Source organism: Pseudomonas helmanticensis (assembly GCF_900182985.1).
GTDB lineage: Bacteria > Pseudomonadota > Gammaproteobacteria > Pseudomonadales > Pseudomonadaceae > Aquipseudomonas > Aquipseudomonas helmanticensis.
The window spans coordinates 1723986-1747659 of record NZ_FXUY01000001.1 but is presented as its reverse complement, the minus strand read 5'-3'; the positions used below and the strand labels follow the sequence as shown (position 1 = coordinate 1747659).

The following is a 23674-nucleotide window of genomic DNA, read 5'->3' as shown; positions in this document are numbered from 1 at the left end:
CAGCGCAGCCATGAGGACGAGGAAATGAGTACAGCCCTGAGCGAAAATGCAGCCCTGAGCGGTAAGGAGGCGGTCGGCGAACGTTTTGTCCTGGACACCATGCGCCATGCCCAGCAGCTGACCTGGAAGGCCGTCGATGCCATCGCCGCAGTGATCAAACCGGGCATGCTGGAGTCCGAAGCGACGGCGCGTGGCAAGGAAATCCTCGCCGAACTGGGCATGGACCGGATCTGGCATCCGCTGCTGATTCGCTTCGGCGCCAACACCCTGAAAACCTTCAAGCAGCGCTCCGACGGCGATCCGGTGCTCGGTGAAGACGACATTTTCTTCATCGACATGGGTGTGGTCTGGCAGGGCCACGAAGGTGATGCGGGGGCGACTTACACCAGCGGATCGGACCCGGAAATGAAAGCCTGCGCGGCAGCGGCCAAAGCGCTGTTCGACCGGGTCGAGGCGTTCTGGCGTGAGGGTGTATCCGGGGTTGAGCTTTACCGCTATGCGACGGATCAAGCCGAGGCGATGGGCTGGATGTTGAACCTGAATATCAAGGGGCATCGGGTCAGTGATTTTCCGCATGCGATTCACCGTGGCGGCGACCTTGGCGATTTCGAGCAGGCACCGAATGCCGGCGTGTGGATTCTGGAAATCCAGATCGCTCATCCGACGCGACCGTTCGGTGCGTTCTATGAAGATCTGCTGATCTGAGTCGTGCTGTTTTTTGAGAGCGTGCTTTTATGTAGGGGGCGTGACAACAGGGCGCAGCGCTGTAGTTGTTTTTATATAGCGTCAACTTCGATGATGCACGCCGTTTCCTAACTCCAAAGTCAAAAAACAGGACGTCCAGCATGAAAGTCAGTGCACGCAACGTATTCAAAGGCAAAGTCAGCAATGTTCAGGCCGGCGCCGTCAACGCCGAAGTGGTACTGACCCTGGCTGGCGGTGAGCTGTTGGTTGCAGTCGTGACCATGGAAAGCATCAAGAACCTCGGCATCGCCGTCGGCAAAGAAGCCGTTGCGCTGGTCAAGGCGCCATGGGTCATGCTGATGACCGAGTCCAGCGACATCCGCCTCTCGGCGCGCAACTGCCTGGAAGGCAAAGTGCTGAGCGTGACTGACGGTGCGGTCAACGCCGAAGTGGTCATCGAGCTGGCTGGCGGCTCCAAGGTCTACTCGATCGTGACCCGCGATGCCGTTACCGAGCTGGGCCTGGCCAAAGGCGTCAGCGCCACGGCGGTGATCAAGGCTTCGCACATCATCCTGGGCGTTCCAGCCTGATTTAGCTTTCAGGCAAATAAAAAACCGCTGATTCCGCGATTCGGGATCAGCGGCTTTTTGCGTCATGGCGTGCCGTTTCGCCCGTACAGGCGATAGCCCTCGCGCTGGTTCAAGCGATCGTAGTAGGCGCTGACGGCGGGCAAGTGCGGATGTTTCAGCGGCGTTTCAAACCAGCGATTCACCGACAACCCGATCGGGATATCGGCCAGTGAAAACTCTTCGCCACTGACGTAAGCACCGGTCGATTGCAGCTGGCGATCAAGAATCTGCATGTTCTTCGACCATTGTTCGATCCCGACCGCCAGCGCAGCGCTGTCCTGATAATCCGGCGACTTGCGCACCAGGGACATCAGCGGATACGACCACGAGCGATTCAGCTCCGCAGCCTGCCAGTCAATCCACTGATCGACCCGCGCCCGGGCCATCGGCTCAGCCGGATAAAGCTGCGCGCCGCCGTAACGCGCGACCAGATAACGGATGATCGTATTCGATTCCCACAGCGTGAAATCCCCGTCCTCAATCACCGGCACCATCGCGCACGGGTTCAGCGCGAGGAACTCCGGGGTATTCGTCGATTTGAACCCCGAACCCCAGTCTTCACGCTCGAACGGGATGTGCAATTCGGCGCAAGTCCACAGCACTTTGCGCACGTTGATCGATGAGGCCTTGCCGAGTATTCGCAGCATGTCATTGCCCTGAAAGGGTGGGTGGTTGTTCGAGTGCGCTGGCGAGAAAATCAGCGAACGCGCGCGCCGCCAGACGTGTCGCGCGGCCCATGGGAAAGTAGGCATGAACCGGCAAGTCGGCCATTTTCCATGCCGGCAATAACTGCAGCAATGTGCCGTCCTGCACCTCCTGCGCGCAGGCCCAGGACGTGGTCGAGGTGACTCCCAAGTCAGCCACGGCCGCGGCCAATGCGCCGGCAGTATCGTTGACCGAAATCTGCGCCGTCAGACTGACCGACGTGGTCGCGCCGTCGCGCTCGAATTGCCAGGATGAAGCCTGCGCCGCCGCCGGCCCGCCGATGATCCGGTGTTGTTCCAGTTCCTCGGGGCGTTGCGGCGTGCCGTGCCGCGCGAGATAGGCGGCGGACGCCACGACGATTCGTTGCATGCTGCCAATCAGCTTCGCCGTGCCGGCCAGATCCGGCAGTTTACCGACGCGAATCCCGACATCGACCGCTTCCTTGACCATGTCCTGCCACTGATCTTCGAGCATCAGTTCGAGGTGCAGTTGCGGGTGGCGTTCGGTGAACGCTGACAAGCGCGGGATGATCACCCGAATAGCCATCGTCGACGGCATACCGATGCGCAGCAATCCGCGTAGTTCACCGGTTTCGCGCACGCTGTTTTCCGCATCGTCGACGGCGGCAAGGATTGGCTCCATCCGCGCCAGAAACTCCAGGCCCGCTTCGGTCGGCACCACCGCGCGGGTGGTGCGCGACAGCAGCCGGGCGCCGAGGCTGGCTTCCAGCTCGGCAATCATTCGCGACACCTGGGATTGCGTCAGGCCCGCCTCGCGCGCGGCGGCCGAGAAACTGCCCAGGCGTGCGACGCGGGTGTAGAGCCGCAGGCTGTGAAGGTCTTTGAGTGGCATGCCGGTTCCCGTGTGCGCGGAGGATTGATGCTGGATCGAGATAAATCTTAGCCCAATTCACTGGCTACCGAGCATGAGTCGAAGCGTGGATATTGGCCACATCGGACACGCGGCACGGCCGCCAACTCCGCAACTTGCCCTTATCGAGCTTCGAGGAACACATCATGCAAATCGCCCATTCGATTGCCCTGGTCACCGGTGCCAACCGCGGCATTGGCCGTACCTTTGCCGAAGAACTGCTCAAGCGTGGCGCGGCGAAAGTCTACGTTGCCGTGCGCGACACCGCTGCGCTGGCCGACCTGCTCAAGAGCGGTGATCGCCGCCTGGTGCCGCTGCCGCTCGACGTGACTGATCCCGATCAGGTGGCTGCCGCTGCCAGTGTGGCCGCCGATGTCACGTTGCTGATCAATAACGCCGGGTATGCCGCGTTCGACGGCGCCATCAGCGCGCCGGACATGCTCGACGCTCGCCTGGAAATGGAAGTGAATTACTTCGGCCCATTGGCCCTGACCCGAGCGTTCGCGCCGGTTCTCGCGGCCTCCGGTGGCGCGGTGTTGAACATGTTGTCGATGCTCTCGCTGGTTAGCCTGCCGATGGCAGCAACGTACTCCGCCTCGAAAGCTGCGGGCCTGTCACTGACGCGCAGTTTGCGTGCCGAGTTGGCCGGGCAGGGTACTCAGGTGGTCGGCGTGCTGGCGGTGCAGACCGAAACGGCGATGGGCGCAAAGCTCCCGGAACCACGCCTGAGCCCGCTCGAGGTGGTGACTGACGCACTGGATGCGATCGAGGCCGGCATCAACGATGAGGTCGTCGCTGGCGCCCAATCGCGCAGCATTCATCAGGCGTTCATCGCTGACCCGCAAAAGCTTCAGGCGCTGATGTCGACGCGTCTGCCACAGCGCGGCTGATTACCCATCCTTGATCGAGGTGTGCCATGGACTTCCTGCAAACCCTGCTCGAACGCAATGCCGCGTTTGCCGCCAACGGCTTCTCGGCCGAATTGAAGATCATTCCTTCCCAGCGCGCGCTGATCGTCGGTTGTGTCGATCCGCGTGTCGATCCGGTGGATGTGCTTGGCCTGCAACCCGGCGAGGCCGCGGTGATCCGCAATGTCGGTGGTCGGGTCACCCCGGCACTGTTTGAAACGCTGGCAATCCTCGGCCGCGTTTCGCAAGCGGGCGGCGCGGCGCTCGGTGAAGGCTGGCACTTGATCGTCCTGCAGCACACCGATTGCGGTATTCGCGGATGCCTGCACCACGCACCGGATTTGCTCGCTCAGTACATGGGCGTGGCCACGGAACAATTGCCATCACTGGCGATAAACGACCCGCGTCAGGCCGTGGCCATCGATGTCGCGGCGCTGCAAGCCAACCCACAGTTGCCCGCTGGTTTCAGCGTCAGCGGTCTGGTCTACGACGTCGCCACCGGCCGGGTCGAGACCGTGGTGCCGGCCGGTCGCTTGCGTCCCTGACAACCCCGATTTTCATAACATTGATCTGGAGAAATACGATGAGTACGTTTTTGGTAACAGGTTCTACCGGCGACACCGGCGCGCCAACCGTCAAAGCCCTGCTTGAGCGCGGTCACCGGGTCAAAGCTCTGGTCCGTCGTGAAGACGAGCGCTCGCAAAAACTCAAGGACATGGGCGCCGAGATTCACGTCGGCAACTTGCGCGACCTGAAGTCGTTGCGCCCGGCCATGAAAGGCGTGGACGGCGCCTATTTTTGCTATCCGCTGAGCGATGGGCTGGTCGAAGCCGCCGCGTTGTTTGCGCAGGCGGCGAAGGAGCAAGGCGTCAAGCACATCGTCAACATGTCGCACAAGCAATCGCGACCCGATGCACGCAGTCAGGCGACGTTGAACCACTGGATGTCGGAACAGATTTTCACCTGGTCGGGCATTCCATCCACGCATTTGCGCGTGACGTTCTTCGCCCAATGGATGCTCTACATCGCCGACTTTATTCGTGAAGGCCGTTACCTGACACCGTTCGACGCCGACAGCCGTTTTGCACCCATGGCGGCCAGTGATATCGCACTGGTGGTCGCCAATGTCCTGCTCAAGCCCGAAGGGCATGGCGGTCAGGCGTATGCGCTGCACGGCCCGATCGAGTACAGCCACCGCGAGCTCGCCGCGTTGTTGGGCAGTACGCTGGGCAAGGAGGTACGTTTCGAGCAGGTGGAAGTCGAGGAGTTTGTCCGGCTGCTCGGCGTCGATGGCGATCCCGCGTTTGCCGTACATTTCAACGCGGTGAAAATCGACCAGCGAGAAAAACGCCTTGAGGGTCTCGACGATACGGGGGCGGCCATCATCGGTCAGCCATTGCAGACACCCGCGCAATTCATCGAGGAGCATCGCCAGCGCTTCATCTGAGAGTAACGAAACAGGGCCGGTTCGCTGCACAGCGTTCCGGCCCTTTTTACGTTCAGGCGATGACGATTACACGCTGCTCGCCAACTTCCCGCCCATCATCCGCCGACGATAGGACGTATCCCGATTCGCCAGCCAGAAGTACAGCGGCGAGGTCACCAGCAAGCCCACCAGCCACGACAGATCGGCGCCGTTGATGTGCGCCGACACCGGGCCGACGTACAGCGGCGTGTTCATGAACGGGATCTGCACGGCGATGCCGATCGCATAAGCCAGCAAAGCCTGTGGGTTGTAGCGGCCGTAGATGCCGCCATCCACCTGGAAGATCGACTGGATGTCGTACTTGCCTTTGTGGATCGCGTAGAAGTCGATCAGGTTGATTGCGGTCCACGGCACCAACACCACCAACAGCACCAACACCATGTCGACGAAGTGGCCGATGAAGTCCTTCGAGGCGCCGACGGCGGCGAAGCAGCAGGCCAGCAGCACGATGATCGAGATCACCGCGCGGCTCTTGGCGGTGGGGATCCAACGGTAGGCGAAGGTCTGCACCAAGGTGATCAGCGAGAGCACGGCGCCGTACAGGTTGAGGGCGTTGTGGCTGATCACGCTGAGCAGGAACAGCACCAGCATCAGCGGGCCGATGGAGCCGGTGGCCATTTTCACCGCATCCATGGTGTCCATGCCGACGGGCGTGGCGAGCACAGCGACGGCGCCGAAGATGAACGCCAGGCTCGAACCGAGCGCCGAACCCAGATACGTCGTCCAGAACGTCGAGGAGACTTTGACGTCGGCCGGCAAGTAGCGCGAATAGTCGGACACGTACGGCGCAAACGCGATTTGCCACAACGCCGCCAGCGACACGGTGGCGAGCCAGCCGGAGAGGTTGAAGCCGCCACGGGTGAGGAAATCATCGGTTTGAATGTGAGTAAAGATGTAGCCGAAACCGACGACGATGCCGATTCCCAGCACCCAGGTGCCGATGCGGTTGAGCACGTGGATGAAGCGGTAGCCGATGATGCCGATGATCCCCGAACCGAGGGCACCGATAACGATGCCGACCGGCACCGGAATGCTGTCGGCCACGCCGTGCAACGACTTGCCGGCAAGAACGATGTTGGAGGCGAAGAAACCGATGTACATGACGCCGGCAATCAGCACCACCAGCAGCGCGCCGAGGGAGCCGAACTGCGCGCGGCTCTGGATCATCTGCGGAATGCCCATTTGCGGGCCTTGCGCCGAGTGCAACGCCATCAGCACGCCGCCGACCAGATGGCCGACGAGTATCGCGACGATGCCCCAGACCAGATTCAAGTGAAACAACTGCACGCCCAGCGCACCGGTGACGATGGGCAACGGCGCGATGTTGCCGCCGAACCAGAGCGTGAACAGATCCCTGACCTTTCCGTGGCGATCTTCGGGGGGCACGTATCCTATCGTGTGTTTTTCAATCAGCGGAGCGGAGGATGCTGCAGGGGTAGCCATGACGAACTCCAAGGCAAGGATGAGTACGTGGACGTACTTCGGCAAGCGCCGGCACGGGCGGCGCAATTCTTGTTGAAGCGATCATGTGCAAAGCATCGGGATAGATAAATTAGTAAGTTTGTTGCTACAGACCTTAAAAAAAATATGCTCCGGGTGAGGCATAGCTCCGGTATGTTCAGGCTTCACCCTTATCCGGCTTTGCACGGTCCTGTGGGGAGGGGATTTTCTGTGGCGAGGGGATTTATCTGTGGCGAGGGGATTTATCCCCGTTGGGTTGCGAAGCGGCCCCTGTTTTTAAAATCAGAAGAGGGGCCGCTGCGCAGCCCAACGGGGATAAATCCCCTCGCCACATATAAATCCTGTGGCACAGATAAATCCCTCTGACACAGATAAATCCCTGTGGCACAGATAAGTCCCTCTGACACAGATAAATCCTTCTGCCACAGATATTCCCCTCAGAGGTGCTCTGTGCAGGAGCTGCCGAAGGCTGCGATCCTTTGATTTCTGGAGATTCCCATGGCCGCCTACAACCTGCGCCAGCTCAAATACTTCGTCACCACCGCCGATTGCGGCAGCGTCGCCGAAGCCTCGCGCAAGCTCTATATCGCGCAGCCATCGGTCTCCACCGCTATCAAGCACCTGGAAGAAAGCTTCGGCGTGCAGTTGTTCATCCGCCACCACGCCCAAGGCGTCTCGCTGACGCCGAGCGGCTCGCGCTTCTATCGCAAGGCGCTGGAGCTGTTGCGCGTCGCGCATGAGTTTGAGCAGAACGCTCTGGCCGACAACGACGTGGTGTCCGGGCAGATCGATATCGGCTGCTTCGAAACCGTCGCGCCGCTGTACCTGCCGCGCCTGATCGCCGGTTTCAAGGCGCGCTGGCCCGGCGTCGAAATCCGCATTCGCGATGGCGAACAACAGGAACTGGTGCAAGCCCTGACTGCCGGCAGCATCGACGTCGCGATGATGTTCGAACACGACCTCGACAGCACCATCGACACCACGCCGCTGATGCCGCCGCAGCAGCCTTACGCCTTGCTCCCGGCCAACCATCGTTTCGCGCAACAGGCCAGGGTTTCGCTGCATGATCTGGTGCTGGAACCGATGATCCTGCTCGACGTGGTGCCGAGCCGAACTTACTTCGTGAGCATCTTCGAGGAACGCGGACTGACGCCGAACATCGTCTTCAGCTCGCCGTCGATCGAGATGGTGCGCGGCATGGTCGGCAATGGTTTTGGCTTTTCGATTCTGGTGACCAAACCGTTCAGCGACTACACCTACGACGGCCAGCAAGTCGTATGTGTGCCGCTGGCGGAAACGGTGACCGGTTCGGGCTTGTCGGCGGCGTGGTTGCGGCGTGTGCAACTGACCAAACCGGTGCAGTTGTTTGTCGATCATTGCCGTGAGGAACTGGCCCGACTGTACGCGTGAGTGCAGTCGAGCCGGGTTTCAAGCGCGGATAAACACCAGCAGGCGCCGGAGCATGTCATCGCAAGCCTGCAACTGATCGAGGCTGACGAACTCATCGGGTTTGTGCCCTTGGTCCATGCTGCCGGGGCCGCAGACCACGGTGGGAATTCCTGCCGCATCAAACAGTCCGCCTTCGGTGCCGAACGCTACGGTGCCGAATTCCTCGCAACCGCTGAAGCTGGCGATCAGCTGCGCTGCCTGACTCTGCGCATCGGTGACCAGGCCCGGATACGCTGACAACTCACTGAAACGGATTTCACTGTGTTCACTGACCGCACGCATACGCGGCAGCACTTCGCGTTCGGCATAGCTTTTCAGCGCCTCGGCGACCAGCGCCGGATCCTGCGAGGGCAGGGCGCGGATTTCGAAATCGAAACGGCAATCGGCGGGCACGATGTTCAACGCTTTACCGCCGCTGATGACGCCGGTCTGCACCGTGCTGTAAGGCGGATCAAAACGCGCATCGTGATGCTCTGGCGCTTTCAACTGCTGACCGAGGCGCCCGAGTTCACCGATCAGCTCGGCGGCGTACTCGATGGCATTCACCCCAAGCGGGGCATACGCCGAATGGCACGGATGGCCATGCACATCGCAGCGCATCGCCAGTTTGCCTTTGTGGCCGAGCACCGGTTTCAGTTCAGTCGGCTCGCCAATGATGCACAGCAGCGGTTTGACCGGACGTTGCTCCAGAACCTTGAGCAACGAACGTACGCCGAGGCAGCCGACTTCTTCGTCATACGACAATGCGATGTGCACCGGCAGGCGCAACGACGTCTGCACCAGCGCCGGCACCAGCGCGAGCACGCAGGCGATATAGCCCTTCATGTCCGCCGTGCCACGGCCGAACAGTTTGCTGTCGCGCTCAGTCAGTTCGAACGGTGGCATTGTCCACGGCTGACCATCGACCGGCACCACATCGGTGTGCCCGGACAGGACGATGCCCGGTTGATCCACTGGGCCGATCGTGGCGAACAGGTTGGCTTTGCTGCGCTCATCGTTGTAGATCAGCGCGCACGGCACGTCGAAACCTGCGAGGTAATCCCTGACGAACTCGATCAACTGCAAGTTGGATTCACGGCTGGTGGTGTCGAACGCCACCAGCGCCTTGAGCAACTCGACGCTGTTCATCGATCATCACCGGCAACGCCGTAACCCGGCGCCTTGGCGGGGTCGAGGGCGCGGTCGATGTAGTCCTGCAGTTGTGGCTGATAGGCGTCCCAGAGTTTTTGCAGTTGGCCGATCGGGTTTTCATCCGCCCAGTCGACGCGCAGATTGACGATCGGCCAAGTCTGTTCGCCGACCACCACAACCGCTGCCGAATGCACCGGGCCGGCTTCGCCACCGAGGGCTTGCGCCGCGTGCAGGGCTTTGAGCAAACGGTCGGCCAATTGGCCTTCGCCGTCTTCAAAGGCGCTGACCATCGCTTCGATCACCGAGCGCCCGGCGAGCATGTTGCCGGCGGCTACGCATTGATCGCCGGAGACGGCGTTGTGTACGCCAAGGGTTTGCGAACCGCTGAAGTGTGCGGTCTGGCCCAGATGGTTGATCGCGGTGATCTGGCGATACTGGCTGTAGCCGTTGCGCGTGAGGACTTTGTCCAGCGCATCGTCCGGGGCCAGGCCTTGCTCCATCAATGCCAGCACTTCCGGGCCGAGCGACGGCAGGGTGATGTTCTGGCTCGACACCGCGCCGACACCCGGCAGCAGCCATGGGCAGCGGGCGCCGACGGCGATGCTGGAGGAACTGATGGCGACACCGAACTGGCCGGTTTCGGCGCAGCGGGCTGCGATTGAAAAGGTCATCTATTGAACTCCTTGTGTATCTGGGCTGGCCTCTTCGCGAGCAGGCTCGCTCCCACAGTGGAATGCATTTCAAGTTGGGTAGCAGGTTTCCTTGCTGGCCTCTTCGCGAGCAGGCTCACTCCTACAGGGGGCATGCATTCCAAATGTGGGAGCGGGCTTGCTCGCGAAGGCCGCGACTCGGTCTAAAGTCTTACTCAGGAATCACCGCAATCACATCAATCTCCATCAACCACTGTGGCTGCCCCAGCGCCGACACCACCAACCCGGTCGAGATCGGGAACACGCCCTTGAGCCACTTGCCGACTTCGCCGTACACCGCTTCGCGATAACGCGGGTCGATCAGGTAGGTGGTGGTCTTGACGATGTGGCTCATATCGCTGCCGGCTTCTTCGAGCAGTTGCTTGACGTTGCGCATCGCTTGTTCGGCCTGCGCACGCGGATCGCCGAGACCTACCAGATTGCCATCGAAATCAGTACCGACCTGACCACGCACATACACCGTGTTACCGGCGCGGACGGCCTGGCACAGGTCATTGTCCAGCGACTGGTTCGGGTAAGTGTCTTTGGTGTTGAACATGCGGATGCGGGTGTGAGTTGGCTGGCTCATGTGAAGCTCCTGACAAAGGTTGGCCCGGCGCAATCGGCGCCGGGGCGAAAGAGCGGATCAAGCGTCGACGGTGTCAGCAACGTGGCTGTGCGTGGCTTGATGCAGTTCGGCTTCACGCTGCTCGGCATCGCGATAGTCGAGGTACTTGCGCTGGGTGGCGATGTGGTCGGCGACGTGCTTGGCGTCGTGCCAGACGCCCCAGATGAACGACGAACCGCGACGCGACTGCCACGGCAGACCGAGGAAATACACTCCCGGCTCGCTCGACACACCGCGCTGATGCACAGGCTTGCCGTTGTCATCGAACGCCGAGACTTGCAGCCAGGAATAGTCCACGGCAAACCCGGTGGCCCAGATGATCGACGTCACGCCAGCCTTGGCCAGATCGAGATCGGCCAGCGGGTTTTTTACGCATTCAGGCTCTGCAAACGTTTCGCGAGCTTCCGGTTCTTCCGGCAGATCGAGACCATTGCGTTCGATGTAGGCATCGGCGGCATCCAGCAGCGCCAGATAGTTTTCATCGCCGCGATTGAGGTTGCCCGCCAGATCCTGCTTGAAGGTCACCACGCCGTTGTTGAACGATTCGGTGACCCCGACCAGGGTCATGCCACGATGGGCGAGGCCACGGAAATCGATGGTGCGCCCGCCATGGGCGCCGCTGACGGCAATGGTCACGTGCTCGCGGCCGGGTTTCATGGCGGCCTGATCCCACTCGCCGAGCACACCCAGCCACCAGCAGAAATCACGGTTGCGGTAAGCGCGAGGCGGTCGGTCGTGGGCGCCGACCGACAGGTAAACCTGCTTGCCGGAACGTTGCAGCTCATCGGCAATCTGTACCCCGGAAGAACCGGCACCGACCACCAGCACCGCGCCTTGCGGCAGCTGTTGCGGGTTGCGATAGTCGGCGGAGTGGATTTGCAGCAAGCGTGCGTCTTGCGGGGCAATTGCCGGGATCACCGGTTTCTGGAACGGACCGGTGGCGGCGACAACGCGGCTGGCTTCGATCACGCCTTCGGACGTGTCGACGGTGAAGCCTGGGCGACCGACATTGCGCACCACGCTTTTGACTTCGACGCCGGTACGAATCGGCGCGTTGAATTTCTTCGCATAGGCTTCAAAGTAATCGGCCACGCGTTCCTTCGGGGCGAAGCCGTCGGGGTCGACGTCATCGAATTCCAATCCCGGGAAGCGGTCGTGCCATGCCGGACCGTTGGCGACCAGCGAGTCCCAACGCCCGCTGCGCCAGCGTTCGGCGATACGGTTGCGCTCGAGGACGATGTGCGGCACACCGAGTTTGCTCAGGTGCTCGCTCATCGCCACGCCCGCTTGGCCGGCACCGACGATCAGCGTGTCTGTTGTTATTATTTCAGTGGTCATCTCTACATCCTTCCTAGCAAGGCAGTTGGATTCGGGCGCTGTTCGGCTTGTCCGTTTTGCTTGAGGTCAGACTAGGGAGAGGGGGGGTATCGGTAAAATATTATTAAGCTGGGATGTGAAGATAAAATTCTGATGCAGATGGGTGAAAGCCTTTGAATACGGGCGTGCAGGGGGCGGGGGCACTGAACGGGATGTCACCGCAAGGAAGAAAAAATCAGCTCGCCTGAGGCCACCGGACGATGACCTCGCGCCTGTTTTGGAATACTCGAAGGGCTAGATCCTTCGCGCCCCGGCTTGCCCGGGCAGGTGGCCCGTCAGCAAGGTCTTGGCCGTGCCCGGCTCGGCCGGCAAATGCTCGCTGAGATCCCAGATCTCGAGCATTTTCGCGTACTCGAAGGCATGACGCGGGTCCGCTTGCACCCACTGTTGAAATTCCAGGCGCTCGTCGGCGCTGCAACTATTGTCGAGTAGCCACATGCACCAATGAGCGGCCTGTTCGAGGACGGCGTCGTCCACTACCTCGGTGCGGGTCGTATTCATAGAGCGCTACCTGTTGGGTCGATTCAGCCACTCTACGAAGCGGTTTGATAAAAAAACGTCAAAACACCCGTGATGAACGTTTTTTCATCGGCGGGCGCGCATGGCCGCTGTAGCGACTGAATCGAGATCTGCCCGCGAGCTAATTACCATCCGCTACCTTGCGCTCGATCTCGTCGACCTTGCGCTGCAGCGTCTCGGCGTCCTGCTCCTTGGTACGGGTCGAAGTGGGGGTGATCACCTCGTCGACGGCTTTGGTATCGTCATCCGTGTCTGCCAGATCGCGTTGCACCACATTGACCGGTTTGCCCGAAGAGTCGACGGCCGGTGTTACGGGTTGGGTATCGTCAGTGCTGTTCATTTTTCTCAACCTCCAGTGACCTGTACGTTGGATACGATGGTCGTGCCGGAGTTCGAGATATTTTCAATCAGCGCTGATCATCCCTGACCGTGGGCCACTGCTGCCAGTTGCCCGGTATCGACGCGGACAAATACCGAATCGCCAATCGCGGTAAGCACGTCACCGGCATACACCTCGCAGATCACTCGGCTCTTGCGCCCGATTTCGCCTTCGACTTTCGCCCTTAGCGTCAGCGTCACGCCCATTGGCGTTGGTTTGATGAACTTGATGCCGAGGTTGCCGGTGACGCAGTCGATGCGCGGCAGGCTGCCGGCTTCGCGCTGTTCGTTGCGGTAGTGATAGGCCATGGCGGTCCAGTTGGAATGGCAGTCGACCAGCATCGCAATCAGGCCGCCGTAAACCAGTTGCGGCCAGCCGCAGTATTGCGCGTCGGGCAGGTGTTCGGCGACGACGTGCACGCCGTCTGCGTGCCAGTGACTCTTGATGTGCAAACCGTGCGGGTTGCTGCCGCCGCAGCCGTAGCAGACGCCTTCAGGCGCGGCGATGTCTTGCAGGGAGGTTTCGAGGCTGGACATGCGAGGGGTCATCCTGGAGTGGTAAGCCCGGTCAGGCGTATGCGGTTGCGCCCGCCGCGTTTGGACTCGTAGAGCGCGGCGTCGCCTTGTTCGATCAGCGCGGTGAGGCTGGCCGGTGGAGTGTCGAACAGGCTGGCGCCGATGCTCAGTGTCACGGCGGCGGGCGTGGGGAAAGTCTCTGAGGCGCTAGCGAGGAACTGCTCGCGCAGGGCGTTGCCCAGTTCGACGATGCGTTCGGTGGAGACGTTGCTCAGCAGCATGACGAACTCGTCGCCACCCAGGCGCGCGGCCAAGGCGTTGCGTGGCAGCTGCGAGCGGATCATCTCGCTCAAAGCGATCAGCAAACGGTCGCCGGCGGTATGGCCATACAGGTCGTTGACCAGTTTGAAGTTGTCGATATCGATCAACAGCAGGGCGCCACGGCGCTCTGGCGAAACCTCGGCGAGCAGGCGTGGTGCGCGTTTTTCGAGGGCGCGGCGGTTGTACAGGGCGGTCAGCGGATCGCGCTCGGCGAGGCGGGCGATTTGCTGTTCCCGGCGGTAGCGTTCGGTGCCGGTCATCGACAGCGCAATCAGCATGATCGCCATCGCGCCCTCGACCAGGGAAATCTGGATGATCTCGCCCTTGAACGCGGCCAGGTCGATCAGCGTGCCGGGAATCACCACGGTCAACGCTTTGGCGACATAGAACAGGCCGTGGAGCAGCAGCACATAGCGCAACTGCACCGCGCCGACGCTCAGCGATTTGCCGTGCGGGCGCAGCAGGAAACTGCCCTTGAGCGTCGCCGCCGCGACCAGCAGCGAGTTGGCCACCAGCATGACTTTCGACCACTGCGGCCCGTCCGGCAACAGCAACAACGCCAGCCAGAGCACGAAAATCAGGTACCAGGCGCGCGACAGCCGCGTCTGGGTGAAACGCGCGACACCGAGCAGGAACAGAAAATGCGCGGTGACCAGCAGGCCGTTGGCAAACCAGATCCCGATCAGCACAAAGCCGTTGCTGCGCAGCAGGGCGAGGGTGGAGCCTACGGTGATCGTGGCAAACCCGGCGCTCCAGAACAGCAGCGAAGGTTCACGGATGCTGCGCCACTCGACCGCCAGGTACAGCGCGGCAGCGGCCGCGAGCGCGATCGAAAGGGTCAGCATCGTAGGAGGGTCGAGCGGCATTTCTTCAGGGGCCTGTCTGTGGGGCAGCAAGACCGGCGATTGTAAGCGTTTGCGGCTGATTTGGCAGGAGGGCGGCGCGAGCGGCTGTGGCCGTCGCGCCGAACGGTTACTGGCTGGCGTCGAGCACCACGCGGTAGCGCGCCTTGCCGCTGCGCAAATGCTCGACCGCCTCGTTGACCTGGCTCATGGGAAACATCTCGACCTGCGGCAGAATCTGATGCCGGGCGCAAAATTCCAGCATGGTCGCCATGGTGGCGGGCGAGCCTACCGGCGAGGCGGACAGGGATTTCTGCTGCGGGATCAGATCGAACACATGCACCGGAATGGCGCTGGGCACGATGCCGACAAAGTGCAGTCGGCCGTTGGCACGCAGGGTGGCGAGCATGGCTGTCCAGTCGAGGTCGGCGTTGGCGCTGATCAACAGAAAGTCCAGCGTGCCGGCAATGGCTTTCAAGGCATTGCTGTCGGTCGAAGCGACGACATTGTGCGCGCCGAGGCGCTTGGCTTCGTCCTGCTTGTTCAGCGACGAGGTGAACGCCGTGACTTCACAGCCCCAGGCGTTGAGAAAACGCAGCGCCAGATGGCCGAGGCCGCCGATGCCGACCACGCCGACGCGGTCGGTGGGCTTGACGCCAAATTGCAGTAACGGGTTGAACACCGTGGAGCCAGCGCAGAACAGTGGGCCGACCATGGCCGGGTCAAGGTTGTCGGGTACCGCAATCGCCCACGCCCAGTGCGAACGCAAGCGGTCAGCGAAGCCGCCGTTGCTGCCGATGATCGTCGGTTGCGCGGTGCCACACAGTTGCTGCGAGCCGCTGATGCAGGACGAGCAGTGCATGCAGCTGCCCTTGTACCAACCGATGCCCACGCGCTGGCCCATTTTCAGGCCGCGCACCTGAGTGCCCATGCGGACGATTTTGCCGACCACCTCATGCCCTGGCACAAAGGGGTAGCGGCTGATGCCCCAGTCGTTGTCGATCAGCGACTGATCGGAATGACAGACGCCGCAATATTCCACGGCGACTTCGACGTCTTCTTCGCCCAATGTGCCGGGATCGTAGCTGTAACGCTCCAGCGGTGCGCCGGCAGCGGTCGCCGCCCAGCCATTGAAAGTTGCGGGTTCGGTGTTGCTCATGGGGACACCTCCGGTTCGACTCGCGGGGACAGTGACAGCCCGGCAAGTCTAGTCGGTCATTGCGCCGGCGCGAGCCAGGTGTCGACGACTCGCCGATCCAGCTCTTCCCAGTACGCCATGCCCAATACCCGTGTGGTGTTGAGGCCACGCAGGTAGCCGCGCAATTGGTTGGCGGTGTCCTTGATCAGCTGCGGATCGGCGATGTTCTTGTCCAGCAGGACGCTTTCATACTGGACGAGATACTCGGCCACTCGCTCGCGGAAATCGGGCAGAACGGCGTCACGGATCAGGTCAAACGTTCTCAAAGCGGGATCCTCATTGATCTTTTTCTAGTTGTAGTGAGTGTGTATCAGTCTGCTCGGCGCGCAACTATTGCTAGAAGTAATAGTGACCATCACGAAACGCAAGTTCTGCTTTGTCGGTAATGAGCGGAAAATCGGCTCCATCGAACACGCAGCTCAAGGAATTTGCGCGATGAAGACTCTGACCCGACTGGCTCTGGTTGCCCTGTTGATGGGCGGCGCGGTTGCTACTGCACCGGCCTACGCAGGCGACGCCCGGTCCTGTCATCTTCAAGCCATCGCCGGCAGCAGCGCCACATTGCAGCACTCGCAGACCGTGGGTGTACTGCTCAGCGAGAACACCCTGGAAAACCTGCAATACCTTGAGCGTTACCACGACATGGCGTTGAACGGCGCAAAAGATGCGCTCGATACGCGGATTCGCCAGGCGTTCGTTGCCAGCTCCGATCCGGAACTGGCGATCGACTGGCTGATGAGTTCGTTGCAGCAACAGTTTCTGTCGGTGACCGTCTACGACAATCTCGATGCGCTGATTCAGGCGCATCCGGACATCGTGGTCAAGCTCGACACCTTCAATCGCCTGCTGACGCAACGCAACAGCCTGGTCGAAGCGCGGTTTACCGCACGCTTCTACGACGCTGACCTGCAATACATCGGCAAGGCCGAAGGCGCTGTCGAGAAACAACTGCCTTCGGTCTGGGTACATAACCAGGCAGCGCCGCAAGTCGCCGCGCAGATCGACAGACAGCGAGACCTGCAACTTAACGCATTGAAGCAATTCGATGTGTCGCTCAAGGCCTTGGTGGCGTCGAGCTGAACACTTAAAACATAAATGGCGACGGCGGCTCCGTGAGGCTGAACCGTTGCCGGTTGAACCGAACCTTTATTTTCAGGATTTTACTGATGCGTCCTTTATTTGTGCCTGCCATGGCTGTTGCTTCCCTGTTGCTCGCCGGTTGTGCCTCCACGCCGAACAACCCGACCCTGACCTTGCAGACCAGCAAGACCCCGGCGCAATACGCCGATTGCGTGGTGCCGAAACTGCAGGGCAGCGCGTTGAACCCGACGGTGTCGCAGACCCAGCGCAGCTACCGCATCGTGGTGCCGAGCAAGATTTCCGCGGACAACATTCTGGAAGCCTACAAGGCTGGCACTGGCGGCAAGGTGTTCCTCTACGAGCGCCACTTGCTGGCCTCGAACTACCTGCCTTCGAGTTTTGAGCGCGCCGCGCAGGACTGCATCTGATTTCACCCCGTACACGTATGTAACAGAGCTCCTTTGGTTGGCCGCAACCAACCAATTTTTTGCCCCGCGCCTTCATTCGGTCGCGGGGTTTTTTTTGCTTTTTTTCGCTGAGACTGCACACACCCATTGTGGGAGCGGGCTTGCTCGCGAAGGCAGTTTATCAATCGCTCTCTGTATGACCTGACAGACCGCTTTCGCGAGCAAGCCCGCTCCCACAGGGTTCGTTCAGGAACTCAACCACTGTCGGCATAGAAAAGTCAGCTGGTTCGAAACAGTCACCGGTGTCCATCCGTCAATGGGCAAAAGCGCTATCGCAGAAGGTATAGTCGGCTCTGCGACAGATCGCCCGGCTGCTGTAACATGCCGCACCTCACCTCATTTATCGCGAGCACTGAAAATGGATTCTCACTCGATTCTGACCTTCACCCTGGTCGCCGCGATTGCGATCGCCAGTCCCGGCCCGGCGACGTTGATGGCGATCAACAACAGCCTGGCCCATGGGCAGCGCAGCACCATTTGGTCCTCGTTGGGCAATGCCAGTGGGCTGTTCTGCCTGTCGGCGGCGGCGATGCTCGGATTGGGCGCGTTGCTGGCCAGTTCGGAAGTCCTCTTCAACGCGGTGAAGGTCATCGGTGCCGGGTATCTGTTCTATCTCGGCGTCAAGCAGCTGTGCAAAAAAGGCCCGATGCTGCCGGAAGGCACGGAAGGGGACGCGAACAAGGTGCGGCCGACGCGCAGCAAACTGTACAAGTCAGCCTTTCTCACCGCTGTGACCAATCCCAAGGCGACGATGTTTTTCACCGCGCTGTTCCCACAGTTCATCGATCAGGGCGCGGCGCTGCTGCCGCAATTCCTGATACTGACGTCGATCTTCATGGCGTTGTCGGTGTCGTCGCTGAGCGTCTATGCGGCGCTGGCCTCGCGGGCCAAAGGGGTGCTGACGCGGCCGGCGCTGTCGCGTTGGGTCAGCCGCGTCGTGGGCACGACGTTCATTGGTTTCGGTGCCGCGATCCTGACCATGCGCCGGCAGACCGCTTGATCGCCGGACTTCGGCTCAAACCCATTTGAACTGCGCCGGGAATCTCGCGACAAAGCAGGTTCCCGACTCGGCATCGGATGTCACCTGCAACGTGCCGTTGTGTGCAGCGGTGATCTGCGCAGCGATGTACAGGCCCAGCCCCAGGCCTTCACCGCGCTGACCGGCTTCGGACCGGGAAAACGGTTCGAACAGCAGCGGCATCAATGGCGCCGGAATCGGCGTGCCCTGATTGCTCAGCGAGATGACGATTTCATCGCCCTCGGCACACGCCTTGAGGATGATCGGCGCGCTGGCCGAGCCGTGGGTCACCGCGTTGCCGAGCAGGTTGGACAGCAACTGGCTGATGCGCAGGGCATCGCAATAGACCCCCGTCGGTACGTTCAATTCATGAATGAAGGTCGCGCGCGGGTGCGAAGCCTGGACCTCTTCCAGGGTCAGCAGCAATGTCCGTTGCAAGTCATCCACCAGTTTGCGCTGGACCGGAATCCCGCCACCCAGACGGCCACGGGCAAAGTCGAGAATGTTCTCGATCAGCACGCCCATGCGCATCGAGCTGTTGCGGATGGCCGACAACAGATTGAGCGAGCGCTTGTCTTCGGTTTTGGTTTGCAGCAGATCGGCGCTCATGCGGATCGCGCTCAGCGGTGTGCGCAGGTCATGGCCGAGCACCGCGATGAATTGCTCGCGCAGCCGCCCGAGTTCGTTGGCACTGGCCAGCTCGACCTTGGCGGCCTCCAGATGACTTTGCGTGTCGAGGCTCATGGCGATCAGTTGGGCGAACAGCGTGAGGGTCTTGGCGATCGCCGGTTCGTCGAGATTCGCCGGCACCGAGTCGATGGCGCAGAGCGTGCCGAAAAAATCACCATTGGCTTTGACGATCGGGATGGAAATGTAGCTTTCCAGGCCGTAGGTCTGTGGCGTGTGATGCCGGGAAAAGATCGGGTGCGCGCTGGCGTGGCCGAAAATCACCGGTTGCTGGTGTTGGCGGATTTCGTGACAGATGGTCGATTCAAGCACCAGTTCGCCGCCGGGCTTGAGCCCGAAGTCGATCGAGTCGTCGACGGCGCAGGCCACCCAGTTTCGCTCAGTCACCCGCGCCACCGCCGCGAAGCGCATGCCGGTGAGGTGTTTGACCATACTCAGAATCACCGGCACCGCGTCAATGCTGCTGATGGCTTCGATGTCTGGGATGAACTCCGGATTGGTCATTAGGCGGCGCTTCGCAATGAATTTGCTCAGAGACTATCCGTTATCGCCGGTGATGACTAATGGGCTTGTCGGAAAAAGACGAAGGGCGCGTGGTTGTTCCAGGCGCCCTTCGCGGTTGAACGTTTTACGAGTGTTTTAGAATTTGTACTTGGCCGTCAGCATGTAACTGCGCGGGTTGCCGTAGTTGTCGGTGGATCCCCAGGTGGTGTTGTAGCCGATGGCGGAGTAGTAGACGCGGTCAAAGACGTTGTTGGCGTTGACCTGCAGATCCAGGTGTTTGTTGACCTCATAACCGGCCATCAGGTCGGTGACCGCGTAGCTGCCCTGTTCGAGGCGATAGCTGCCGACGCTGAGCGGTACATCGTTGTACATGCGGCTCTGCCAGTAGACGTTGCCGCCGATGCGGAATTTCTCCAGCGGGCCTTGCAGGCGGTACAGGGTCGAAACCTTGAACAAATGCTCAGGCGTATCGGTGTCGAAGCGCTGATTATTGTTGTCCGGGTTTTCGTCCTTGATGTAGTGCGCGCGGGTGTAGGTGTAACCGGCGCCGACTTGCCAGTTCTCGGTCAGGGCGCCTTGCAGTTCGACATCCAGGCCTTGGCTGCGGACTTTGCCGGAACCCTGGTAGCAGGTCATCACCGGGCAGCCGAGCTGACTTTCGGCGAGGGTTGCGCGGTTGGTCTGGTCGATCTGGAACACCGCCAGGCTGGCGTTGAGGGCGCCGTTGAAGTACTCGCCCTTGATGCCGACCTCGTAGTTTTCGCCGACGATCGGGTCGAGCTGTTTGCCGGAGATGTCCTGCTGGGTTTGCGGGGTGAAAATGTCGGTGTAGCTGGCGTACAGCGAGTGGTGATCGTCGAGCTTGTAGATCAGGCCCGAGTAGCGCGTCAGGTTGCGGGTGACTTTGTAGTCGCCGTCACCGGTGCGGTCATCGTAGTCGTACCAGTCGAGACGGCCGCCGAGGATCAGTGTCAGCGGGTCGGCCAGGCTCAGGCGAGTGGTCAGGTACACCGCATCCTGCGTGGTCACCGTGCGGGTTTTGCTGTCACGCACGAAGTCCGGTTTTGGTGCACCGATCGGCCATGCCGTGGTGTAGGGGTCGTATTCCTTGGAGGTGGCATCGTAGACGCGGTTGCTGGCGCCGAGGACCAGTTCGTGGGTGCGGCCGAAGGCTTCGAACGGGCCGCTGGCAAAGGCGTCGAGCGCGGTTTGCTTGTCGGTGTTGTGCGACTGGTAGGCGGTGGTTTCCAGCGGGCCTTTGTAGCGCGACAGATAAGTGCCGGAGAACTCGCCGTTGAGTGTCGAGGACGAGCCGGCGAGGTGCAGTTTCCAGTCGTTGTCGAAGCGGTGATCGACTTCACCGAAGACGGTGTCAATCTGCAGCTTCTTGTTTTCCCAATCGGTGCCCGGATAGGTGGAGCGGGGCAGGTCGAGGTGATGACCGTCGGTGCCGATCGGCAAGCCGCCCCAGAAATAGTTGGTTTGCTCGTTCTGACGGGAGAAGCCCAGGGTCGCCGTGGTGCTTTCGCTGAGGTCGGCTTCACCGATGGCATAGAACAGACCGTGATCGTTCTGCTCTTTGTCGCGGAAGCTGTCGGCGCCCTGATAGGAACTCACCACCCGGCCACGCAAGGTGCCGCTGTCATTCAGCGGGCTGGAGGCGTCGATCTCGCCACGGTAATCATCCCAACTGCCGGCGGCGCCGGTGAGGGTCACTTGTTGATCGGTCGTCGGGCGTTTGCGCACCAGGTTGATGGCCGCCGAAGGGTTGCCGGCACCGGTGACGAGGCCGGTCGCACCGCGAACGATTTCGACCCGGTCGAACATCGCCAGGTTCGGCTGCACCGCCATCGAGAACGGCGAATAAGAACTCGGCAGGCCGTCGTACATGATGGTATCGATGTCGAAGCCGCGAGCGCTGTAAGTCTGTCGGCCGGGGCCGCTGGACTGATTGAGGAACAACCCCGGCGTGGCCTTCACCACATCATTGATGCTGGTCATGTTCTGGTCGTCCATGCGCTGCCGGGTGATCACGGTCACCGCTTGTGGCGTTTCGCGCATGGTCAGCGACAGCTTGGTCGCGGTCTGCATCGGGCCAGTGGTGTAGGAGTCCGTGCCTTCGGTGGTGCTGCTCATTTGCGTGGCGCCGATTTCGGTAGCGCCCAGCTCGAGGGTGGTCGGTGCATTGGCTTTTTCAGGCGCTGCCTGGGGTTTTTCCTCAGCTGAAACGCTGGTGATGCCCGCCATGCAGATGGCGATTGCCAGCAAGTTGGGCGAGAGGTTCGAACGGCGGTGAATGGTCTGAAACGACATCAATCTGCTTCCCCGGGAAATACCAAAACGAATCTGATGCATGCGCATGTAAGAAGTATTCGCATTAGCATGTCAGATTGATTCGCACGAAGAAAGTCATGCGAGTCAGATAGTTAACAAATTTTTCACATTTGCCGGGGTGGCTCACAGTCTCGAATCAGGACGATTTGAGCGAGTGAAGCCAGAGAAATTACGGGGTGTAGAGGGCCGAGCGTGGGGGCAAACAGTGTGCAGCGGTGTCGATGATATGAGCCATCATCGACACCGCCGCTGAAGGGATGACTCAGTCCAGATCTGCAGCCTGATGGCGCTCGGCAACCTGGCTCTCTTCATCGCCCCACGTGCGGTTGACGCGCATGCCGCGAACGACCGCAGGCCGCTGCGCGATGTCTTCGGCCCAGCGCTGGACATGGGTGTAGTCCTGCGCGGAGAGAAATTCTGCCGCCGAATAAACCGTGTTGCGCACCAGTTGGCCATACCACGACCACACCGCGATATCGGCGATGGTGTAGCTGTCGCCGGCCAGATAAGCACTTTCGCCGAGACGCCGATTCAGCACATCAAGCTGACGCTTGGTTTCCATGGTGAAGCGGTTGATCGGATACTCGAGCTTCTCCGGCGCATAGGCATAGAAATGCCCGAAACCGCCACCCAGATAAGGTGCCGCGCCCATTTGCCAGAACAGCCAGTTGAGGGTTTCGGTGCGTCCGGCCAAGTCCTTGGGCAGCAAGGCGCCGAATTTTTCCGCCAGATACAGCAGGATCGAACCGGACTCGAAGACGCGGACCGGCGGCTCGACGCTGCGATCCAGCAACGCCGGAATCTTCGAGTTCGGATTGATCTCGACAAAACCGCTGGAGAACTGATCGCCCTCGTTGATGCGGATCAGCCAGGCATCGTATTCGGCATCGCGGTGACCGAGCGCGAGCAACTCTTCGAGCACAATGGTGACCTTCACCCCATTCGGCGTGGCCAGTGAATAGAGCTGCAACGGGTGCTTGCCGACCGGCAGGGTCTTTTCATGGGTTGGCCCGGCAGTCGGGCGGTTGATACTGGCGAACTGGCCGCCGGACGGTGCGTCGTTTTTCCAGACCTGGGGCGGAACGTAGGGCGCTTTGCTCATGTAACTGACCTCATCGTTGGCTGGCTGAGAAGAGACAGACACCCTAAGGAAAATTCGCCGCCCTTGCCAGGCTTACTTCGCAGTGCTTGCCTGGCTGATATCACCACAAAAAATATCGACGCTGCCATCGGTAGCGGCGGTGCGCACGACCACCGAATATTCGCCGGCAAGCAATGTCGATAATGCCACCGGCGCACTTCTGGAAAATGCCCAACCGCGCACGGGCTGGCGTTCAGTGCTGACTTTGTCGTTCATCGCATAGGCCACCGGCCCCGGTTGCGCGCAACTGCCTTGATTGACGAAGGCATACAGGCGCAGGGGCAGCGAGGCGCCATTCGGTGCGCCGCTGATGAAGAAACTGAAGCCGGTTTGCTTGCCGCCCCAGTCAGCGAGGGTGACGTTGCCGATCTGCCCGCTGTTCTGGCGGGTGGCGGTGAGCGTCACGTTCGCGCCGGGGCTGGATGATGTGGCGCAGCCGGACAGGCTTGCTGCAAGCATCAATACGCTGAGTGATTTTGCGGGTTTCATTGCCGAGCTCCTGTGCTGAAGAGTGTGCAACGGTTCAGTTAAGCAGATTGCCCTGAAGGCTCGCGCTCTGGCCCCTTCGCTGGCAAGCCATCTCCCACAGGTTTTTGGGTTGCCAAAGAATCGGCAGGCGCCGTCGGACATTGTGGGAGCGAGCCTGCTCGCG

Annotated in this window: 26 protein-coding genes; 9 read left to right on the top strand and 17 right to left on the bottom strand. The window is 60.9% G+C overall.

The annotated features are described in order from the left end of the window. Nucleotides 1-24: 24 nt before the first annotated feature. Complete coding sequence (locus QOL84_RS07815; RefSeq protein ID WP_283436815.1) at nucleotides 25-705, top strand: M24 family metallopeptidase; 681 nt, start codon at nucleotides 25-27, stop codon at nucleotides 703-705. Nucleotides 706-845: 140 nt separating this feature from the next. Then, entirely contained in the window at nucleotides 846-1274 is a 429-nt protein-coding gene (locus tag QOL84_RS07810) for a TOBE domain-containing protein (RefSeq protein ID WP_283436814.1), read from the top strand. Nucleotides 1275-1336: 62 nt separating this feature from the next. On the opposite strand, the gene QOL84_RS07805 is transcribed toward QOL84_RS07810, so the two are convergent. Then, nucleotides 1337-1960 (bottom strand): glutathione S-transferase family protein, encoded by a 624-nt coding sequence (locus QOL84_RS07805; protein ID WP_283436813.1) that lies wholly within the window; start codon nucleotides 1958-1960, stop codon nucleotides 1337-1339. A gap of 1 nt (nucleotide 1961) precedes the next feature. Further along, nucleotides 1962-2870, bottom strand: a complete 909-nt coding sequence (locus QOL84_RS07800) for a LysR family transcriptional regulator (RefSeq protein WP_283436812.1) — start codon at nucleotides 2868-2870, stop codon at nucleotides 1962-1964. Nucleotides 2871-3034: 164 nt separating this feature from the next. On the opposite strand from QOL84_RS07800, the gene QOL84_RS07795 reads away from it, so the two are divergent. Genes QOL84_RS07795 through QOL84_RS07785 form a run of 3 tightly spaced genes read left to right on the top strand, consistent with a single transcriptional unit; the run spans nucleotide 3035 to nucleotide 5243 of the window. Beyond that, nucleotides 3035-3778, top strand: coding sequence for an SDR family NAD(P)-dependent oxidoreductase (locus tag QOL84_RS07795; RefSeq protein ID WP_283436811.1), 744 nt, complete (start codon nucleotides 3035-3037; stop codon nucleotides 3776-3778). A gap of 26 nt (nucleotides 3779-3804) precedes the next feature. Next, nucleotides 3805-4341, top strand: a complete 537-nt coding sequence (locus QOL84_RS07790) for a carbonic anhydrase (RefSeq protein ID WP_283436810.1) — start codon at nucleotides 3805-3807, stop codon at nucleotides 4339-4341. Between the two features lie 38 nt (nucleotides 4342-4379). Further along, entirely contained in the window at nucleotides 4380-5243 is an 864-nt protein-coding gene (locus tag QOL84_RS07785; protein WP_283436809.1) for an NmrA family NAD(P)-binding protein, read from the top strand. 66 nt (nucleotides 5244-5309) lie between these two features. Here QOL84_RS07785 and QOL84_RS07780 read toward each other — a convergent pair whose 3' ends face one another. Beyond that, entirely contained in the window at nucleotides 5310-6725 is a 1416-nt protein-coding gene (locus tag QOL84_RS07780; protein ID WP_129392714.1) for a purine-cytosine permease family protein, read from the bottom strand. 516 nt (nucleotides 6726-7241) lie between these two features. Here QOL84_RS07780 and QOL84_RS07775 point away from each other — a divergent pair. Continuing rightward, entirely contained in the window at nucleotides 7242-8153 is a 912-nt protein-coding gene (locus tag QOL84_RS07775) for a LysR family transcriptional regulator (RefSeq protein ID WP_283436808.1), read from the top strand. A gap of 18 nt (nucleotides 8154-8171) precedes the next feature. On the opposite strand, the gene argE is transcribed toward QOL84_RS07775, so the two are convergent. From argE to QOL84_RS07725, 10 genes are all read right to left on the bottom strand, one after another. Beyond that, nucleotides 8172-9320 (bottom strand): acetylornithine deacetylase, encoded by a 1149-nt coding sequence (gene argE / locus QOL84_RS07770; RefSeq protein WP_283436807.1) that lies wholly within the window; start codon nucleotides 9318-9320, stop codon nucleotides 8172-8174. Then, a complete protein-coding gene (locus QOL84_RS07765) occupies nucleotides 9317-9994 on the bottom strand; it encodes a DUF1028 domain-containing protein (protein ID WP_283436806.1) in 678 nt (225 codons plus the stop codon). The genes argE and QOL84_RS07765 overlap by 4 nt, the downstream gene beginning before the upstream one ends. Before the next feature lie 190 nt (nucleotides 9995-10184). Continuing rightward, nucleotides 10185-10601, bottom strand: a complete 417-nt coding sequence (locus QOL84_RS07760; RefSeq protein ID WP_129392726.1) for a RidA family protein — start codon at nucleotides 10599-10601, stop codon at nucleotides 10185-10187. Nucleotides 10602-10658: 57 nt separating this feature from the next. Next, nucleotides 10659-11978, bottom strand: coding sequence for a flavin-containing monooxygenase (locus tag QOL84_RS07755; protein ID WP_283436805.1), 1320 nt, complete (start codon nucleotides 11976-11978; stop codon nucleotides 10659-10661). A 273-nt stretch (nucleotides 11979-12251) separates the two neighbouring features. Continuing rightward, on the bottom strand, nucleotides 12252-12518 hold the full coding sequence (locus tag QOL84_RS07750) for a FecR/PupR family sigma factor regulator (protein ID WP_283436804.1): 267 nt from the start codon (nucleotides 12516-12518) through the stop codon (nucleotides 12252-12254). Nucleotides 12519-12657: 139 nt separating this feature from the next. Further along, complete coding sequence (locus QOL84_RS07745; RefSeq protein ID WP_129392735.1) at nucleotides 12658-12876, bottom strand: hypothetical protein; 219 nt, start codon at nucleotides 12874-12876, stop codon at nucleotides 12658-12660. Nucleotides 12877-12953: 77 nt separating this feature from the next. After that, on the bottom strand, nucleotides 12954-13451 hold the full coding sequence (locus tag QOL84_RS07740) for a PaaI family thioesterase (protein WP_283436803.1): 498 nt from the start codon (nucleotides 13449-13451) through the stop codon (nucleotides 12954-12956). 8 nt (nucleotides 13452-13459) lie between these two features. After that, the gene (locus tag QOL84_RS07735) at nucleotides 13460-14617 is read right to left on the bottom strand and encodes a GGDEF domain-containing protein (RefSeq protein WP_283436802.1); all 1158 of its coding nucleotides are present in this window, start codon (nucleotides 14615-14617) and stop codon (nucleotides 13460-13462) included. 106 nt (nucleotides 14618-14723) lie between these two features. Continuing rightward, nucleotides 14724-15752, bottom strand: a complete 1029-nt coding sequence (ahr, locus tag QOL84_RS07730; RefSeq protein ID WP_129392744.1) for an NADPH-dependent aldehyde reductase Ahr — start codon at nucleotides 15750-15752, stop codon at nucleotides 14724-14726. A gap of 56 nt (nucleotides 15753-15808) precedes the next feature. Next, nucleotides 15809-16057, bottom strand: a complete 249-nt coding sequence (locus tag QOL84_RS07725; protein WP_129392747.1) for a hypothetical protein — start codon at nucleotides 16055-16057, stop codon at nucleotides 15809-15811. 169 nt (nucleotides 16058-16226) lie between these two features. Between QOL84_RS07725 and QOL84_RS07720 the strand changes: the two genes are divergently transcribed. The 3 genes from QOL84_RS07720 to QOL84_RS07710 all read left to right on the top strand — a co-directional run bounded on the left by QOL84_RS07720 (nucleotide 16227) and on the right by QOL84_RS07710 (nucleotide 18338). After that, the gene (locus QOL84_RS07720) at nucleotides 16227-16871 is read left to right on the top strand and encodes an ATPase (protein WP_283436801.1); all 645 of its coding nucleotides are present in this window, start codon (nucleotides 16227-16229) and stop codon (nucleotides 16869-16871) included. A gap of 86 nt (nucleotides 16872-16957) precedes the next feature. Further along, complete coding sequence (locus tag QOL84_RS07715) at nucleotides 16958-17299, top strand: YajG family lipoprotein (protein ID WP_283436800.1); 342 nt, start codon at nucleotides 16958-16960, stop codon at nucleotides 17297-17299. Nucleotides 17300-17696: 397 nt separating this feature from the next. Further along, entirely contained in the window at nucleotides 17697-18338 is a 642-nt protein-coding gene (locus QOL84_RS07710; RefSeq protein WP_283436799.1) for a LysE family translocator, read from the top strand. A gap of 15 nt (nucleotides 18339-18353) precedes the next feature. On the opposite strand, the gene QOL84_RS07705 is transcribed toward QOL84_RS07710, so the two are convergent. The 4 genes from QOL84_RS07705 to QOL84_RS07690 all read right to left on the bottom strand — a co-directional run bounded on the left by QOL84_RS07705 (nucleotide 18354) and on the right by QOL84_RS07690 (nucleotide 23511). Next, a complete protein-coding gene (locus QOL84_RS07705) occupies nucleotides 18354-19547 on the bottom strand; it encodes a GAF domain-containing sensor histidine kinase (RefSeq protein WP_283436798.1) in 1194 nt (397 codons plus the stop codon). Between the two features lie 135 nt (nucleotides 19548-19682). Beyond that, the gene (locus tag QOL84_RS07700) at nucleotides 19683-21860 is read right to left on the bottom strand and encodes a TonB-dependent siderophore receptor (protein WP_283436797.1); all 2178 of its coding nucleotides are present in this window, start codon (nucleotides 21858-21860) and stop codon (nucleotides 19683-19685) included. Between the two features lie 283 nt (nucleotides 21861-22143). Beyond that, nucleotides 22144-22983, bottom strand: coding sequence for a glutathione-dependent disulfide-bond oxidoreductase (yghU, locus tag QOL84_RS07695; protein ID WP_283436796.1), 840 nt, complete (start codon nucleotides 22981-22983; stop codon nucleotides 22144-22146). Between the two features lie 72 nt (nucleotides 22984-23055). Next, on the bottom strand, nucleotides 23056-23511 hold the full coding sequence (locus QOL84_RS07690; protein ID WP_283436795.1) for a hypothetical protein: 456 nt from the start codon (nucleotides 23509-23511) through the stop codon (nucleotides 23056-23058). Between the last annotated feature and the right edge of the window lie 163 nt (nucleotides 23512-23674).